Here is a 14,935-nt window from a genome sequence, read left to right on the forward strand (position 1 = left end):
TGGGCGTGTACCGCGTATTCGAGGCACTCGACGAGCTGGTCGCGATCGTCGAGGAAGCACGCAGTGTCCCGATGACCGCGAGCTGCGTGGTCCCGCGCGGCGACGTACTGGATCTGCTCGACGACGTCCGCGACGCGCTGCCGGCGGAACTGGACGACGCGCAGGACGTTTTGGACCATCGCGACAAGCTCATCGGGGACGCGCGGACTCAGGCCGACAAGACGGTCGCGGATGCCGACGCGGAGGCCCGCGAGACTCTCGACAACGCCCGCGCGGACGCGGATCGCATGCTCGCCGACGCGAAGGCGCAGGCGGACCGGATGGTGCAGGAGGCCCGCGCCCACGCCGACGATCTGCTGCGCGACGCCCAGGCCGAAGCCGACGACACGATCGCCGACGCCAAGGACCAGTACGAGTCCGTGACGGCCCGCGCGCAGGCCGAGGCCGACCGCATGATCGAGGCAGGCAAGGCCTCGTACGAGCGGTCGGTCGCCGACGGCGAGGCCGAGCAGGCCCGGCTGGTGTCGCAGACGGAGGTCGTCCAGGCCGCGCACGCCGAGTCGGCCCGGGTCATCGACGCCGCACACGCCGAGTCGGATCGGTTGCGGTCGGAATGCGACGAGTACGTCGACTCCAAGCTCGCCGAGTTCGAGGACGTGCTCGGCACGACCCTGCGGTCGGTGGGCCGCGGCCGGCAGCAGTTGCGAACAGGCGCCGGGGTGCCCGACTACACGGAGGCCGAACGCCGGTCCGAGCGGCGCCGCTGACGCCACCGGCGTCCGCGCGGGGGCGATTTCGCCGAGCCCGGGTCCGTCGCGTATCGTGGAGTGGTTGCCCAGCCGCCCCGCGGCATCCGCCACCTGGAAAGAGGAAGAAGCATTCCCGTGTCTGCCCGCCGTCACAGCTCCCAGCATCCCGCCCGGGATTCGGGTCTCGTGCTGGACGTACTCTCGCTCGGCCGCCGTCCGGGCTCCATGCGCACCGTCCACGAAGTGGTACCCGCGCCGGTGCGGATCGGACTCGACGCGATCGCGATCGCGGAAGGCACGGATGTGGAACTCGACCTCCGGTTGGAAGCGGTCTCGGAGGGGGTCCTCGTCACCGGGACCGTGCGTGCCGATACAGTCGGCGAGTGCTCGCGCTGCCTCGAACCCTTCGAGGACTCGGTGGAGTTGTACCTGACGGAGCTGTTCGCCTACCCGAACAGCGTCACGGAGCAGACCACCGACGAGGACGAGGTCCACCGCCTGGTGGACGACACGATCGACCTCGAGCCGGTCATCGTCGACACCGTCGGACTGGAACTTCCGCTGCGGCCGTTGTGTAGTGACGACTGCGCGGGACTGTGCCCCGAATGCGGCATTCGCCTGGCGATTGCGGAATCCGGGCACGGGCATGAGAGAATGGATCCTCGCTGGGCTGGGTTGGCAGCCGCTTTCGGCGCAGGCTCCGAAGAACCCAGCAGTGCACCCGACAGCAAGAACAACGAGGAGAAGTAGACGTGGCCGTCCCCAAGCGCAGAATGTCGCGTTCGAACACCCGGTCGCGGCGGAGCCAGTGGAACACCACTGCGCCGACGCTCGTCACCTGCCCGAACCGTGGCTGCGGTGAGAAGAAGCTGCCCCACGTGGCGTGCCCGTCGTGCGGCACCTACAACGGCCGTCAGGTGACCGCCGCCGTCTAGTTCTCGAATTCTGAGACATCGTGACGAGCGATTCGACCACCGCATCCGAGGGCGGCGAAGGGGAACACGTGTCCCTTCTCGCCGCCCTCGGTGTCGATGTGGATCCGGAGCTGCTGACGCTTGCGCTCACGCACCGCTCCTACGCCTACGAGAACGGCGGCCTGCCGACCAACGAGCGTCTCGAGTTCCTCGGTGACGCCGTCCTGGGCCTCACCGTCACCGAGAAGCTGTACCTGTCACACCCGGACAAGTCCGAGGGTGAACTCGCGAAGATCCGCGCTTCGGTGGTGAACATGCACGCCCTCGCCGAGGTCGCGCGCTCCCTCGGGGAGGGGGGCCTCGGTCCGCACCTGCTGCTCGGCAAGGGTGAGGAACTCACCGGGGGCCGTGACAAGCCCAGCATCCTCGCGGACGGCATGGAGTCGCTGCTCGGTGCCGTCCACCTGCAGCACGGCATCGACGTCGCACGCACCGTCGTGCTGCGCCTGTTCGCCGAACTCCTGGAGCGGGGCCCGCGCCTCGGCGCCGGCCTCGACTGGAAGACGAGCCTGCAGGAACTGACCGCGGAACGCGGCGTGGGCGTGCCCGCGTACGAGATCACCGCCACCGGCCCGGACCACGACAAGGAATTCACCGCGACCGTGATCGTCGCGGGCGACGCCCGTGGCGTCGGCGTGGGACGCACGAAGAAGGAAGCCGAGCAGAAGGCCGCCGCCGCGGCCTGGCAGAGCCTGTCCGACAGCGACGCCGCCCCCACCGGCGCCGCCGCCGACCAGAACTGACCCGACGTGCCCGAACTGCCCGAGGTCGAGGTCGTCCGCCGCGGCCTGGACGCGCACGTCCGGGGCGCCACCATCGAGTCCGTCCAGGTGCTGCATCCGCGTGCGGTGCGCCGGCACGAACCCGGTCCGCGGGATCTCGCGTTGCGGCTGACCGGGCAGGCCGTCGCCGCGGTCCAGCGTCGCGGCAAGTACCTGTGGCTCGTCCTCGAGCCCGCCGACGTCGCGCTGGTCGTGCATCTCGGGATGAGCGGACAGATGCTGGTCCAGCCGCCTGCGGTGCCGGACGAGAAACACCTGCGCATCCGTGCCGTTCTCGACAACGGCACCGATCTGCGGTTCGTGGATCAGCGCACCTTCGGCGGCTGGGCCCTCGCCCCGCTCGTCGAGGTCGACGGTGCCGTCCTGCCGGAACCCGTCGCGCACATCGCCCGCGACCCCCTGGACCCCGCGTTCGACGCGGCCGCCGTGGTGAAGGTGCTGCGCGGCAAGCACTCCGAGATCAAGCGCCTCCTCCTCGACCAGACCGTCGTGTCGGGCATCGGCAACATCTACGCCGACGAATCGCTGTGGCGGGCCGGCGTGCACGGCAACCGTGCCGCCGACCGGCTCGGGGGACCGACCCTGCGCCGGCTCCTCGACGCGGCCCGCGACGTGATGGGCGAGGCACTCGCGCAGGGTGGCACCTCGTTCGATGCCCTCTACGTCAACGTCAACGGCGAGTCCGGATACTTCGATCGGTCGCTGAACGTCTACGGCCAGGAGAACCTGCCGTGCCCACGGTGCGGTACGCCGGTCCGGCGCGAGAAGTTCATGAACCGCTCGTCGTTCAGTTGCCCGACCTGTCAGCCGCCGCCCCGGAGCGCGCGGCGAGTCTGAGCTTCCGCCCACCTCCGAAACCGTCGAAGCGGCGAATCCGCCTCACGATCCCGCTCCGGGCAGGCACAGTGGGAGCGGCGGAGGAGGACGCACATGCGAACATCGAGGACGGCCGTACCCGTGGCTGCGGCAGCGCTGGCGGTGGCACTCGCGGTCGGCGGCTGCGGCACCGACGACACGTACCCGAGCGAGTCGGCGCAGACGACCACCGAGACAGCCCCGGAGACGACCCCACCGACCGGGACGGCCGGGTCCGAACCCGGGCAGCCGGGCACCGAGCCGCAGGTCACCGAAGCGACGGGTGGGATCCCGGCCTATCAGCCGTCGACACTCGTCAGCCGATCGATCGGCTCGACCGTCCTGACGACCTCCGACCCGATCGAACAGGTCGGCGCCTTCTACCTCGACTTCGTGGGCCGGGAGGGGTGGCAGACGGTCTCCGAAAGTGTCACTCCGTACAGCACGAGTCTCACGATCAGGAAGACGGGGGAGGGCGCCTCCATCTCGGTCTCGTCGGGTGGTGACGGGACGCTGATCTCGATCAGTACCTATCCGTCTCCGTAGCGGCGCTGCTCAGCCGTCTCCGAGCCGGCGTGGGCGGAACAGCGCCTCGGCGTCGTCCGTCGCGTAGGCGGACCGGCGTTGATCCGCCAGGCCCAGCATGTATTCGGCGACCTGCTCGGGGGCTGTGCGGTAGACGTCCCAAAGGTGTTTCGGGCCCTCGGGGAAGGCGATGATCCCTTCCCCCGCGGCGACGGCGTCCAGGATCGTCCGCGCGGCCTCGTCGGCGGTGATCGAGTCGTCGGGGGCTCGGCCCGCGACGGGATCTCCCATGAGCGAGGTCTCGAAGATCCGGGTGGCAACGTTGCCGGGGCACACCACCGAGACCCGGATGCCGTCGGCGGCAAGTTCGTACCGCAATGCTTCGCTCAACCCTACGATCCCGAATTTCGTTGTGCAGTAGAGCGATTGATATGGGAACGGCACCAGCCCCGCGACCGATGCGGTGTTGACGAGGTGACCGCCGCCCTGCCTCCGCATGATCGGCAGGGCGGCATGGATCCCGTAGATCACACCCCACAGGTTCAGATCCACGATGCGCCGCCACTGTTCGAGCGTCGCCTCACCGATCGGCAACGTGCCGCCTACCCCCGCGTTGTTGAACAGGATGTCGAGGCGGCCGTGGCGGGAGGCCGCCTCCTCGATCAGGTGCTGGACCTCCTGCTGCCGCATCACGTCCACGGTTGCGCACTCGACGCGGCCGGCGTGCTCGACGAGGGACTCACGTGCCGCGGCGAGCCGCTCCGAGTCGCGGTCGGCGAGCACGACGACCGCGCCCGCGCGCGCGAGCGCCTCGCCGACGGCGCGGCCGATCCCCGAGGCCCCGCCCGTGACGACGCACACCCCTCCTTCGAAATGCCCGCTCATGTCCACAACCTCCGTGCCGAGGCGACCTGGAGGGCCTGGTGGCCGCGCGTGACGTCGTCGATCGGCAATCCGGCCGGAGCGTCGGCGACGTGCCTCTGGGTGGGGTTCTCCTCCCAGGTGAGCAAATGCCGGTCGATCGTTCCCTCCGCTTGCCCCTCCTGCGTGTAGGTGAGATCGATCGGGTACAGCGTCGGGTGGCTCAGGGCCGTGCCGGGCCTGCCGATGTGTGGGATGTGGCCGCCGCCGGCCATCGACCCCACGCCGCGGTTCATCGCGTATCCGATCTCGACGACCGCTTCGGTGATCTCGAAGCCCCCCGGGACGTGACGCGTCGGGCCTGCGGATCTGTGCGGTACCGGATGGCGACACCGGTCACATCGCAGTACGTCCACGACCCCAGGGGCGCGGGGGGCGAAGTGGGCAGGCTTCGAATATGTCTCGACCTCGGAGACGGTGAACACCTTCCGGAGCGTATCCCGTTCGTGCGGCATGCATTCTGATTCGCGGCGATCGGGGACCCACGCACTCGCGCGTCTGCTTGCAGAATGCCTCGCTCGAGCTGCCGGGTCCGGTACGGGGGCGATGCCAGGGCGACGGGAAGACCGTCCGGCGTTTCGCGCGGACGCCCGGTGTGCACCGCATCGTCGACGCCGAAGACCCGCATTGCCGTCTGCGTGGCGATGTCGCCTTCGGTGCTCTCGGCTCGGATCGGGGGCGCCGGGTGGGATACGGTGGACTCGGTGCGCCGGGAAGTCTGGTCGGCAAACGATGACCGCTGCGCGAAATCCGAGGACGATCGATGACGACACCCTTCTCCCGCCTGCCGTTGCTCTCACGTGGATCGTGGGAGGAATCCAAGCGGGTGACCGAGATTCTCCGTAAGGAGACGGTCGGCGGCATCCTGCTGCTCATCGGCGCGCTCGCGGCCCTGATCTGGGCCAACACGCCGTGGTCCGACGCCTACCACAGCCTCCGCGACACGACGGTGGGCCCGTCCGCCCTGCATCTGGACCTGTCTCTCGGGACGTGGGCGGCCGACGGTCTGCTGGCCATTTTCTTCTTCGTCGTCGGCCTGGAACTCAAGCGCGAATTCGTCGCCGGCGACCTGCGCGATCTACGGCGCGCCGCGGTGCCGATCACCGCCGCGGTAGGGGGAATGGCGGTTCCCGCCTTGGTGTTCGTCGCGGTGAATCTGCGTGGCGGAGGGGACGCCCTGGCGGGATGGGCCGTGCCCACCGCCACCGACATCGCCTTCGCCGTGGCCATCCTCGCCGTCATCGGGACGCACCTCCCGGCCGCCCTGCGTACCTTCCTGCTGACGCTCGCCGTCGTCGACGACCTGCTCGCCGTCACCGTGATCGCGGTGTTCTACACCGACGACCTCGACTTCGTATACCTCGGACTGGCGCTGCTGCCACTGCTCGCCTTCGCGCTCGCGGTGCAGCGAGGCATCCGGTTCTGGTGGCTGCTGGTGCCGCTGGCGGCGCTCACGTGGTTCCTCGTCCACGAATCGGGCGTGCACGCCACCGTGGCCGGCGTCCTGCTCGGGTTCACCGTGCCGGTCGCCCGCCGGACACGCACCGGCACGGAAGCCATGGCCGAGCAGTTCGAACATCGCCTCCGGCCACTGTCGGCCGGCGTGGCTGTCCCGATCTTCGCGTTCTTCGCCGCCGGCGTGACGATCGGTGGCCTCGACGGCCTGGGTGAGGCGCTCCGCGACCCGATCTCGATCGGTGTCGTCGCGGGCCTCGTGCTCGGCAAGGTCGTCGGAATCTTCGGCGTCACCTACCTGATGGCCCGGTTCACCCGCGCCCACCTGGACGAGGGTCTGAGCTGGCTGGACGTGCTCGGGGTCGCGCTGCTCGGCGGCATCGGCTTCACCGTCTCCCTGCTCATCGGGGATCTCGCGTACGGCGCCGGCACGGTCGCGGCCGACCACGTCAAGGTCGCCGTCCTCGTCGGCTCCCTCACGGCGGCGCTCGCCGCCTCGGTCGTGCTCCGCTCCCGGAACCGGGCCTACCGCAGGATCGCCGAACTCGAGACCGTCGACGCGGATCACGACGGCATCCCGGACGTCTACCAGCGCTGAGGCTCCGCCGGGTCGCGTGACAGGGATCGGCGATTCCTGGGCGAGGCGATCGACCCCGCCTAGAATGGACGGACGGACATCGCGGCGGCACCCGATCCCGCGCCGCCCCGGCCACCGCGGTGTACGCGGGTGATCGGAGGTGGACGTGCATCCCTCCGAACCCGCGCGTGTGCTACCCCGCCGGGCGTATCGGGCGCTCGTCGCGTTTCTGGTCCTCTTCGCTCTGCTCGTCGTGGGACCTCGGCTGGTGGCGGTGTACACGGACTGGCTCTGGTTCGGGGAAGTCGGCTACCGAGACGTGTGGGGCACCGTCCTCGTGACCCGGCTGGTGCTGTTCGCCGTGGTGACGCTGGTGGTGACGGGGCTGCTCTTCGGAGCGACGGTGTGGGCGTACCGATCGCGCCCTCTGTTCGCCACCGGTCCAGACGATCCGATCGAGCGATACCGGATCATGGTGCTGCGGCGCCCGAAACTGTACGCGATCGGCATCCCGCTGCTGCTGGGACTGTTCTTCGGCCTGAGCGCACAGAGCCAGTGGGCCAGAGTGCAGCTCTTCCTCCACGGCGGAGCATTCGGTAGCTCCGACGCCGAGTTCGGGCACGATATCGGGTTCTACGTCTTCGACCTGCCCTTCTACCGGCTCCTGCTGACGTGGGCGTTCGTCGCGCTGTTCCTGGCACTCGTGCTCTGCGCGGCTACCCACTACCTCTTCGGTGGACTCCGGGTGCCCTTCACGACCGGCTCCGAGACCCGACGCGGTACCACCGGCGCGACGACGCGCGCGGCCCGGATCCAGATCGCGGTTCTCGCCGGGAGCTTCGTCGCGCTCAAGGCGGTCGCGTACTGGTTCGACCGGTACGAGTTGTTGTGGAGCGGCCGGAAGGAACCGACGTTCACCGGGGCCGGGTTCACCGACATCAACGCGGTCCTGCCGGCGCGCCTGATCCTGGTGGCGATCGCCGTGCTCTGCGCGGCGGCGTTCTTCGCCTCGATACTGCTGGACGACCTGCGGGTGCCGTTGATGGCGACCGCGCTCCTGGTCCTGTCGTCGATCGTCGTCGGCGGTGTCTTCCCGGCGCTCACGGAGCAGTTCTCGGTGCGCCCGAATGCGGCCGATCGCGAGAGCCCGTACATCGAGCGCAACATCGCCGCGACCAGGCAGGCGTACGAGATCGAGGCCGATCGCGTCGAGTACCTCGACTATCCCGGGGTCGGAACCCGGCCGCCGCGGGAGATCCCGGCCGACGTCACCACGATCGCCAATGCCCGGCTGCTGGACCCGAACGTGCTCTCCAGGACCTTCACCCAGCAACAGCAGCTGAAGAACTTCTACGGGTTCACTCCGCAGCTGGACATCGACCGGTACACCATCGACGGGAAGGTCGGTGACTACATCGTCGCCGCCCGGGAACTCTCCCCGGACAGTCTGAGCGGCAACCAGACCCAGTGGATCAACCGGCACACCGTCTACACCCACGGCAACGGATTCGTGGCGGCGCCGGCGAACCGGGTCAACGCCGCCGTCCGGGACGCGGCCGCGGCCGGCAGCGGAAGCGACAGCGGTTACCCCATCTACACCGTCAGCGACATCGCTTCCCAGGCCTCCGGCCGGCAACTGATCCCGGTCGAGCAACCGCGCATCTACTTCGGTGAGCTGATCGCGGCGTCGGACCCGGACTACGCGATCGTCGGCGGGCCCGCCGGTGCGGCGCCGCGCGAGTACGACACGGACACCTCCCAGTACACCTACACCGGAAGCGGGGGAGTGCCGATCGGGAGCTGGATCAACCGGCTGGCCTTCGCGGTGCGCTACGGCGAGCGCAACATCCTGTTCTCCGGCGCCATCGGGGCGGATTCGAAGATCATCTTCGATCGTGATCCGAAAACCCGCGTGGAGCGGGTCGCGCCGTGGCTGCGCACCGACGGCAACCCGTACCCGGCGGTCGTGGCCGGCCGGATCGTCTGGATCGTCGACGGCTACACCACCCTCGCGCACTACCCGTACTCCCAGGCCGGCGCGCTGCCCGGCGCCGGCGTCACCGAGACCGGCCGGCTGTTGCCGGGTGAGGCCGTCTCCTACATCAGGAACTCGGTCAAGGCCACGGTGGACGCCTACGATGGCACCGTCACCCTCTACCAGGTGGACACGAACGACCCGGTCCTCGCGGCGTGGATGGGCGCCTTCCCCGACGCCGTGCAACCGCCGGAATCGATCAGCCCGGAACTGCGCTCCCACTTCCGTTACCCGGAGGACCTCTTCGGTCTCCAACGGGACCGGCTCGCGAAGTACCACGTCGACGACCCACGGGAATTCTTCACCAACAATGCGTTCTGGTCCGTTCCCAGCGACCCCACCTCCGAGGCCGTGGGGTCTCAGCCGCCGTACTACGTGCTGGTCGGTGACCGCGAGAGCGCGGAACCGTCCTTCCGTCTGGCCAGCGCGATGGTGGGGTTCAACCGAGAATTCCTCTCCGCCTACATCTCGGTGGACTCCGACCCGGACAACTACGGCCGGATGGAGGTGCTGCAGCTGCCGACCGACACGCAGACCCAGGGTCCGCAGCAGACCCAGAACTCGATGATCTCCGACACCCGGGTGGCCTCCGAACGCACCCTGCTCGAGCGGTCAAACCGGATCCACTACGGCAATCTGCTGACGCTGCCGATAGCGGACGGCGGGGTGCTCTACGTCGAGCCCCTGTTCACCGAACGTCTCACGAGCACCGCCGACGGTTCGACGTTCCCGCAGTTGTCGCGGGTGCTGGTCAGCTATCGCGAACCCAGCGCCGGCGGCGTCCGTGTCGGGTACGCGCCCACCCTCGCCGAGGCCCTCGACCAGGTCTTCGGGGCGGGAACGGGCCGGGTGGCGACCGCGCCCGGAGGAGACGCCGCGACCTCGCCGGATCCTGCGACCGCGCCGCCGCCCGAGGACGGCGCCGCGGTGCCGCCGACCACCGCGCCCCCGCCGGCCGCGGAGCCGACCCCGGAGCAGCTGACCGCCGCCGTCGTCGAACTGAACAGCGCCCTGGCGGATCTGCGCGAGGCTCAGCGCACGGGCGACTTCACGTCGTACGGCGCCGCGCTCGACCGGCTCCAACGCGCCGTCGACAACTTCCTGGCGGCCGGGGGAAGCCCCAACTGAGGTTCACCGCGGCCGATGCCGGTGTCGTGGAGCCGCTCGCAATCGTGGCTGCCGTGGGCGGCGACCTCGCGCATCAACGGATCGGTGTCGACGACCACGATCTCGGACGGCGGGACGTCGTCCCGGGCGGCACGTCCACCGCGGCACGGCCCATGGTGCCTCCCTGGTCGTGAAATGCGAGCACCGATCGCCGACCGGATTTCCCGGCACTCCGGGCATCAGGCCCGGATCGAGGGAGCCTCGGTCCCGCCTGAAGTCACTGGTGCACGAGGCTGAGCCGACGCCACGACCACAGGGTCAGGCCCGCCGAGACGACCGGAACGGTGAGGGCCAGCACGAGCTGCGGAGCGGTCACGGAACCGGCCTGCGGTCCCGCCGCCCACAGACCCGGAGCGGAGAACGGGAACCAGCCGCCGGCTCCCGTCATGACCGCCATCTGGGCGGCGATCACCACGGCGATGATCGTCCCGATCGCGGGCAGGTATCCCCGTGCCACGGTGGCGACCCAGGCGCAGGGAACGGCGAGCCCCGCGGTGAGCAGGGCTACGGCGAGGAATCGGCCGACGAGCGCAGCCGTCCCGGGGTCGAGGGGATCGTCGTCGACGAACGTTCCCGCGACCGCAAGCGCGGCGCCCGTCGCGACGCTGACGGCGACGGACCAGGTCAGCAGGATCAGCAGTTTCGCTGCAGCGACGGCCGGGCGGGAGACCGGGGCGGCCCACAGCCCGCTGATCGCCCCGTCGGTGAACTCGCGGCCGAAGACCCAGCCGACGACCACACCGAACCCGAGAAGCCCGCCCACCGAGACGATGGTATCGGCTGCGGCGAACAGCCCCGCACGGCCGCCGTCCTCGACGATCGCCTGCGCCTTGCCCGCCATCGTGGCGTCGGCGCCGTGCACGGATCGCAGGGTCAGCACGCACATGGCCACCACCCCCGTCGTGAGGAGGACGGTGGTGACCCACACGGGACGCGCCCGCCGGAACTTGGCCCATTCCACCGCCAGTGCGGCCCGGACCTGCTCGGACGTGGTCATCGGCGCGCCTCGCTGTCGCGGTACACCAGGTCGAAGAACTGCCGCTCGAGATCGATGCCGCGAGGGTCGAGGGCGCCGACGGTGCGCCCCTCGTTCACGACTGTGATGCGGTCGGCCACGCGGGCGACCTCGTCGAGGTGGTGACTCGACACCAGCGTCGCCGTGCCACGCTCCCGGCTGCGCTGCAGCAGCGTGCGCAACAGCATGATCCCGGCCGGATCCAGCGCATTGGTCGGCTCGTCCAGGATCAGCACATCCGGGTCCGCGATCAGTGCCGCGGCCAGCCCCAGTCGCTGCCGGTTGCCGAGGGACAGTTTCCGGGCACCGGTCCGCGCCCACCGGGCCAGGACGAGTTCCTCGATCCACCGGTCGGCCGCGGCGGTGGCGCCCGCCGCGGACAGGCCGGCGAGACGCCCCGCGATGCGCAGGTTCTGCACGACGGTGAGTTCGGGGTAGAGAAGCGGTGTTTCGACGAGGTGCCCGACCCCCGTCCAGTGCCGAGCCGGCATCGACGCCGGTGCCAGGCCCCGGACGCGCACGATTCCGTCGTCGGGCTCGATCATGCCGAGGAACAGGCGCATCAGGGTCGTCTTGCCCGCCCCGTTGAGGCCCACGAAGGCGTGCACCTCGCCCGCACGCACCTCGGTGGAGACGTTCTCGAGCACCGTCGTGGAGCCGTAGCGTGTGCACACGTCGCGGCACTCGAGCACGACGTCGCCGACCGTCGTCATGACGTCTCCCGCGACTGCCGCGAGGGATGGGCCTGCGGTACGAGCTGGCGCAGGGCCGACGCGATGCGGTTGCCGAGCGTCCCGTCGCCGGTCTCTGCCCAGTCCGTCAGCGCCGCCATGAGGGCGCCCATGCAGGCCCCGGCGGCGACGGCGGCTTCGAGTCGTCGGGTGCCCGGTTCGGCGAGCGCGGCGGCGACGGCCTCCTGGGTGCGCAGCGTGTTCTCCCACATCCGCGCGCGCAGCCGGGGATGCGTCGCGACGATTCTCAGGCGGGTGCGCACGTCCCCGAGGTCGCTCTCGGGAATCTGCGCCCAGGCCTCGAGGATCCCCCGGCACGCCCGTTCCAGCGGGCTCCGGTCCGCCGGTTGCGCGGCCACGGCCTCCGCGATGACCGGATCGTAGGGGTCGTCGAGCAGGACCGCATCCTTGGACGGAAAGTGCCGGAAGAACGTCATGTGCGACACCCCGGCGGCGGAGGCGATCCGGTCCACGGTGACGGCGTCGTAGCCGTCCTCGGTGAACAGGTGCACCGCCGTCGCCTGGATGCGCTGACGGGTTCGCGCGGACTTGGACACCCCATAATGTTAGCTACTAACATTACGGAGGGGCAAGGAGAGTCCGCCGCGGGTGGGTCATGCGCTCCGGAGGTCGCGCCGCCGGAACGCGGCCAGCCCGGCCGCCGTGACGAGCGCGGCAAGAACGACGAGTGCGACGAAGGAACCCGCGGCGAACGGTTCGAGCGGCATCTGCCGTACATGGTTCAGCGGGGAGAGAGCGCCGGCGCTGCCGGGCAGATCCAGGATCGGTCCGAAACTGCCCACCAGGTAGCCGTAGACGACCAGCACCCAGACCAGATCGAAGGCGCGAGGGACGAGACCGAACAGCGCCGCTGCGATCGCCGCGACACCGAGCACGGCGGGAACGTAGCCGAGAAGCGCCCATACCGACGCGGCCACCCGGATCGGCTCGCCGGTGGACGCCGCAGCCCCCAGCCCGGTCCCCAGGCCGGCGAGTGCGAGGAGCGCCACCACGCCCAGGGCGGTCACGGACAGCCCCGCTGCCATCCATCCGGCCCGGCCCGTCGCGGTCGCCAAGACGGGCTCGATTTGGCCCGACTGCTCCTCGCTCCGCAAGCGACGGACGGACAGGATCGCGAAGCAGGAGGCGAGGAAGGCCATCGTGTACCCGGTCAGGCCCAGGAAGCCGTCGACGAGATTCGCGGTCGAACCACCCATGAGCACAAGAATGTCCTCGGGCAGGTTCGCGAAGCTCTCGGCGATCGAGCCGGTCAGGGAGCCGTAGAACAATCCCGTCAGTGCCAGGCCCGTGCCCCACCCGGCGATGCTGCGGCGCTGTAACCGTAGCGCCAGCGCGAACGGGGTCGCCAGCGCCGGTGCCGCCTCGTCGCGGCCCGGCCGCGGGGGCACCAGTCCGGCGCCGAGGTCGCGACGGTCCACGACCCGGTACGCGGCCGCTGCGGCGACCGCCGCGAACCCGAACGACAAGGCCAGCGGTCCCCATCGCGGATCGACGAATGCTCGCGTCTGCTGAGACCAGGCGATGGGGGACAGCCAGGACACCGCGCTGCCGTGCCGCTCCAGGACGTCGCCGACGCCCCGCACGACGAAGGCCGTTCCCAGTGCCGCTGCAGCCAGTCCTGTGGCGGTGCGCGCGTGTTCGCACACCTGGCACACCAGGGCGGTGAGTGCGGCGAAGAACAGCCCCAGCGCCGCGAACCCGGCGGCGAACAGCACCGCCCCGCCGGCGTCCACCCCGGCCGCCGTCATTGCCGCGCCGCCGGCCACGACGAGGGCGGCGTTCGCGACGAGCGCGGTGACCAGGGCCGCGGTCAGCGGGGCGCGCCGGCCCACCTGACCCGCCAGGACGAGTTCGGTGCGACCGTTCTCCTCCTCGCCCCGGGTGTGCCGGACGACGAGGAGGATATTCATGAACCCGGCGGCGACCAGCAGGTACAGCCCGTACTGGTTCGCCACGAATGCCTCGAGCGTGGGGTCGTCCATGCCGTAGCCGGGACCCGACATCATCACCCCCGCTGGATTGTCGGCGAAACCGGCCACGCTGCGGAGGTCCTCGGTGTCCGGGTACGCCAGCCGCAGGGCCGCGACGAAGTACGCCGCCAGGGCCGAGATGCCGATCACCCACAGCGGCAGCCGGATCCGGTCCCGGCGCAGGTCGAAGCGGACCAGGAAGGCGGTCCCGGCGAAGGCGTTCATCGTCCGCCGCCCACGCCGGCGACCTGTCGATCGCTGCCGTAGTGGCGCAGGAACAGCTCCTCGAGCGACGGCGGTGCGCTCTCGAGGCTGCGGACGCCGTACTCCGCGAGCCGGCGGACCACCTCCTCGAGGTGACCGTTGTCGACCTCGAACACGGTGTGCCCGTGCTCGTTTCGCAGCTCGTGTACGCCTTCGACCTGCGCCAGTCCGGACGCGTCGAGGTCGGTGCGGACCGTGATCGTCGACCGGGTGAGATGCCGCAGCTGGGCCAGCGACCCGGATTCCACGGTCCGTCCGTCCCGGATGATCGTCACGGTGTCGCAGAGCTTTTCCACCTCGGCGAGGATGTGACTCGACAGCAACACCGACGACCCGCGCTGGGTCGCTTCGGCAACACAGTCCTGGAACACCCGCTCCATCAACGGGTCGAGGCCGGACGTCGGCTCGTCGAGGACGAGGAGATCCACGTCCGAGGCGAGTGCCGAGATCAGCGCCACCTTCTGGCGGTTGCCCTTGGAATAGGCGCGGCACTTCTTGCGAGGGTCGAGTTCGAAGCGTTCGACCAGCTCGGTGCGACGTGCGCGGTCGGCCCCTCCCCGCAGTCGGCACAGGAAGTCGATGGCCTCGCCGCCGGTGAGCGACGGCCACAGGTTCACCTCGCCCGGGACGTACGCGAGGTGCCGGTGCAACTCGACGGCATCGCGCCACGGATCGAACCCGAGCACGGTTGCGGAGCCGCCGTCGGCGCGCAGGAGCCCCAGCAGAATCCGGATGGTCGTGGACTTGCCGGCACCGTTGGGGCCGAGGAAGCCGGCCACCTCACCGCGGCCGACCTGAAAGCTGAGACCGTCCAGCGCGGTCGTGGCGCCGAACGTCTTGGTGAGGTCGTGGACCTCGACGATCGTGTTCATGACTGTGTCCTGAGGGTAGGCG

General features: G+C 70.1%; 16 protein-coding genes. 9 read left to right on the forward strand and 7 right to left on the reverse strand.

The genetic code is table 11. The annotated features are described in order from the left end of the window. Window positions 1-5: 5 nt before the first annotated feature. The 6 genes from ACWPQI_RS09745 to ACWPQI_RS09770 all read left to right on the forward strand — a co-directional run bounded on the left by ACWPQI_RS09745 (window position 6) and on the right by ACWPQI_RS09770 (window position 3,906). Entirely contained in the window at window positions 6-767 is a 762-nt protein-coding gene (locus ACWPQI_RS09745) for a DivIVA domain-containing protein (RefSeq protein WP_010592789.1), read from the forward strand. 117 nt (window positions 768-884) lie between these two features. Continuing rightward, window positions 885-1,499, forward strand: a complete 615-nt coding sequence (locus ACWPQI_RS09750) for a YceD family protein (RefSeq protein WP_017680526.1) — start codon at window positions 885-887, stop codon at window positions 1,497-1,499. Between the two features lie 2 nt (window positions 1,500-1,501). Beyond that, complete coding sequence (gene rpmF / locus ACWPQI_RS09755; protein ID WP_003939052.1) at window positions 1,502-1,684, forward strand: 50S ribosomal protein L32; 183 nt, start codon at window positions 1,502-1,504, stop codon at window positions 1,682-1,684. 20 nt (window positions 1,685-1,704) lie between these two features. After that, entirely contained in the window at window positions 1,705-2,466 is a 762-nt protein-coding gene (gene rnc, locus ACWPQI_RS09760; protein WP_010592787.1) for a ribonuclease III, read from the forward strand. A 6-nt stretch (window positions 2,467-2,472) separates the two neighbouring features. After that, window positions 2,473-3,342, forward strand: a complete 870-nt coding sequence (mutM, locus tag ACWPQI_RS09765) for a bifunctional DNA-formamidopyrimidine glycosylase/DNA-(apurinic or apyrimidinic site) lyase (RefSeq protein ID WP_017680528.1) — start codon at window positions 2,473-2,475, stop codon at window positions 3,340-3,342. A 93-nt stretch (window positions 3,343-3,435) separates the two neighbouring features. Then, window positions 3,436-3,906, forward strand: a complete 471-nt coding sequence (locus ACWPQI_RS09770) for a hypothetical protein (protein ID WP_230831617.1) — start codon at window positions 3,436-3,438, stop codon at window positions 3,904-3,906. A gap of 9 nt (window positions 3,907-3,915) precedes the next feature. Here ACWPQI_RS09770 and ACWPQI_RS09775 read toward each other — a convergent pair whose 3' ends face one another. Beyond that, on the reverse strand, window positions 3,916-4,770 hold the full coding sequence (locus ACWPQI_RS09775) for an SDR family oxidoreductase (RefSeq protein ID WP_474738782.1): 855 nt from the start codon (window positions 4,768-4,770) through the stop codon (window positions 3,916-3,918). Beyond that, the gene (locus ACWPQI_RS09780) at window positions 4,767-5,042 is read right to left on the reverse strand and encodes a hypothetical protein (RefSeq protein ID WP_301915268.1); all 276 of its coding nucleotides are present in this window, start codon (window positions 5,040-5,042) and stop codon (window positions 4,767-4,769) included. The genes ACWPQI_RS09775 and ACWPQI_RS09780 overlap by 4 nt, the downstream gene beginning before the upstream one ends. Window positions 5,043-5,632: 590 nt before the next feature. Between ACWPQI_RS09780 and nhaA the strand changes: the two genes are divergently transcribed. From nhaA to ACWPQI_RS09795, 3 genes are all read left to right on the forward strand, one after another. After that, window positions 5,633-6,859, forward strand: coding sequence for a Na+/H+ antiporter NhaA (nhaA, locus tag ACWPQI_RS09785; RefSeq protein ID WP_304434051.1), 1,227 nt, complete (start codon window positions 5,633-5,635; stop codon window positions 6,857-6,859). 139 nt (window positions 6,860-6,998) lie between these two features. Continuing rightward, on the forward strand, window positions 6,999-10,001 hold the full coding sequence (locus tag ACWPQI_RS09790; protein WP_140188530.1) for a UPF0182 family protein: 3,003 nt from the start codon (window positions 6,999-7,001) through the stop codon (window positions 9,999-10,001). A 26-nt stretch (window positions 10,002-10,027) separates the two neighbouring features. Further along, window positions 10,028-10,174: a hypothetical protein gene (locus ACWPQI_RS09795; RefSeq protein WP_017680532.1), complete on the forward strand. Its 147-nt coding sequence runs from the start codon at window positions 10,028-10,030 to the stop codon at window positions 10,172-10,174. Between the two features lie 83 nt (window positions 10,175-10,257). On the opposite strand, the gene ACWPQI_RS09800 is transcribed toward ACWPQI_RS09795, so the two are convergent. From ACWPQI_RS09800 to ACWPQI_RS09820, 5 genes are read right to left on the reverse strand one after another with little or no spacing between them, the layout of a single operon-like run. Beyond that, window positions 10,258-11,037 carry an ABC transporter permease gene (locus tag ACWPQI_RS09800; protein WP_017680533.1) on the reverse strand — a complete coding sequence of 260 codons (780 nt, stop codon included), beginning with the start codon at window positions 11,035-11,037 and terminating at the stop codon, window positions 10,258-10,260. After that, window positions 11,034-11,768: an ABC transporter ATP-binding protein gene (locus ACWPQI_RS09805; protein WP_017680534.1), complete on the reverse strand. Its 735-nt coding sequence runs from the start codon at window positions 11,766-11,768 to the stop codon at window positions 11,034-11,036. The genes ACWPQI_RS09800 and ACWPQI_RS09805 overlap by 4 nt, the downstream gene beginning before the upstream one ends. Continuing rightward, entirely contained in the window at window positions 11,765-12,343 is a 579-nt protein-coding gene (locus ACWPQI_RS09810) for a TetR/AcrR family transcriptional regulator (RefSeq protein WP_017680535.1), read from the reverse strand. The genes ACWPQI_RS09805 and ACWPQI_RS09810 overlap by 4 nt, the downstream gene beginning before the upstream one ends. A 57-nt stretch (window positions 12,344-12,400) precedes the next feature. Further along, window positions 12,401-14,002 (reverse strand): ABC transporter permease, encoded by a 1,602-nt coding sequence (locus tag ACWPQI_RS09815; RefSeq protein WP_099527962.1) that lies wholly within the window; start codon window positions 14,000-14,002, stop codon window positions 12,401-12,403. Continuing rightward, on the reverse strand, window positions 13,999-14,913 hold the full coding sequence (locus ACWPQI_RS09820) for an ABC transporter ATP-binding protein (protein WP_010592776.1): 915 nt from the start codon (window positions 14,911-14,913) through the stop codon (window positions 13,999-14,001). The genes ACWPQI_RS09815 and ACWPQI_RS09820 overlap by 4 nt, the downstream gene beginning before the upstream one ends. Window positions 14,914-14,935 lie beyond the last annotated feature (22 nt).

Source organism: Rhodococcus sp. LMD (assembly GCF_056108245.1).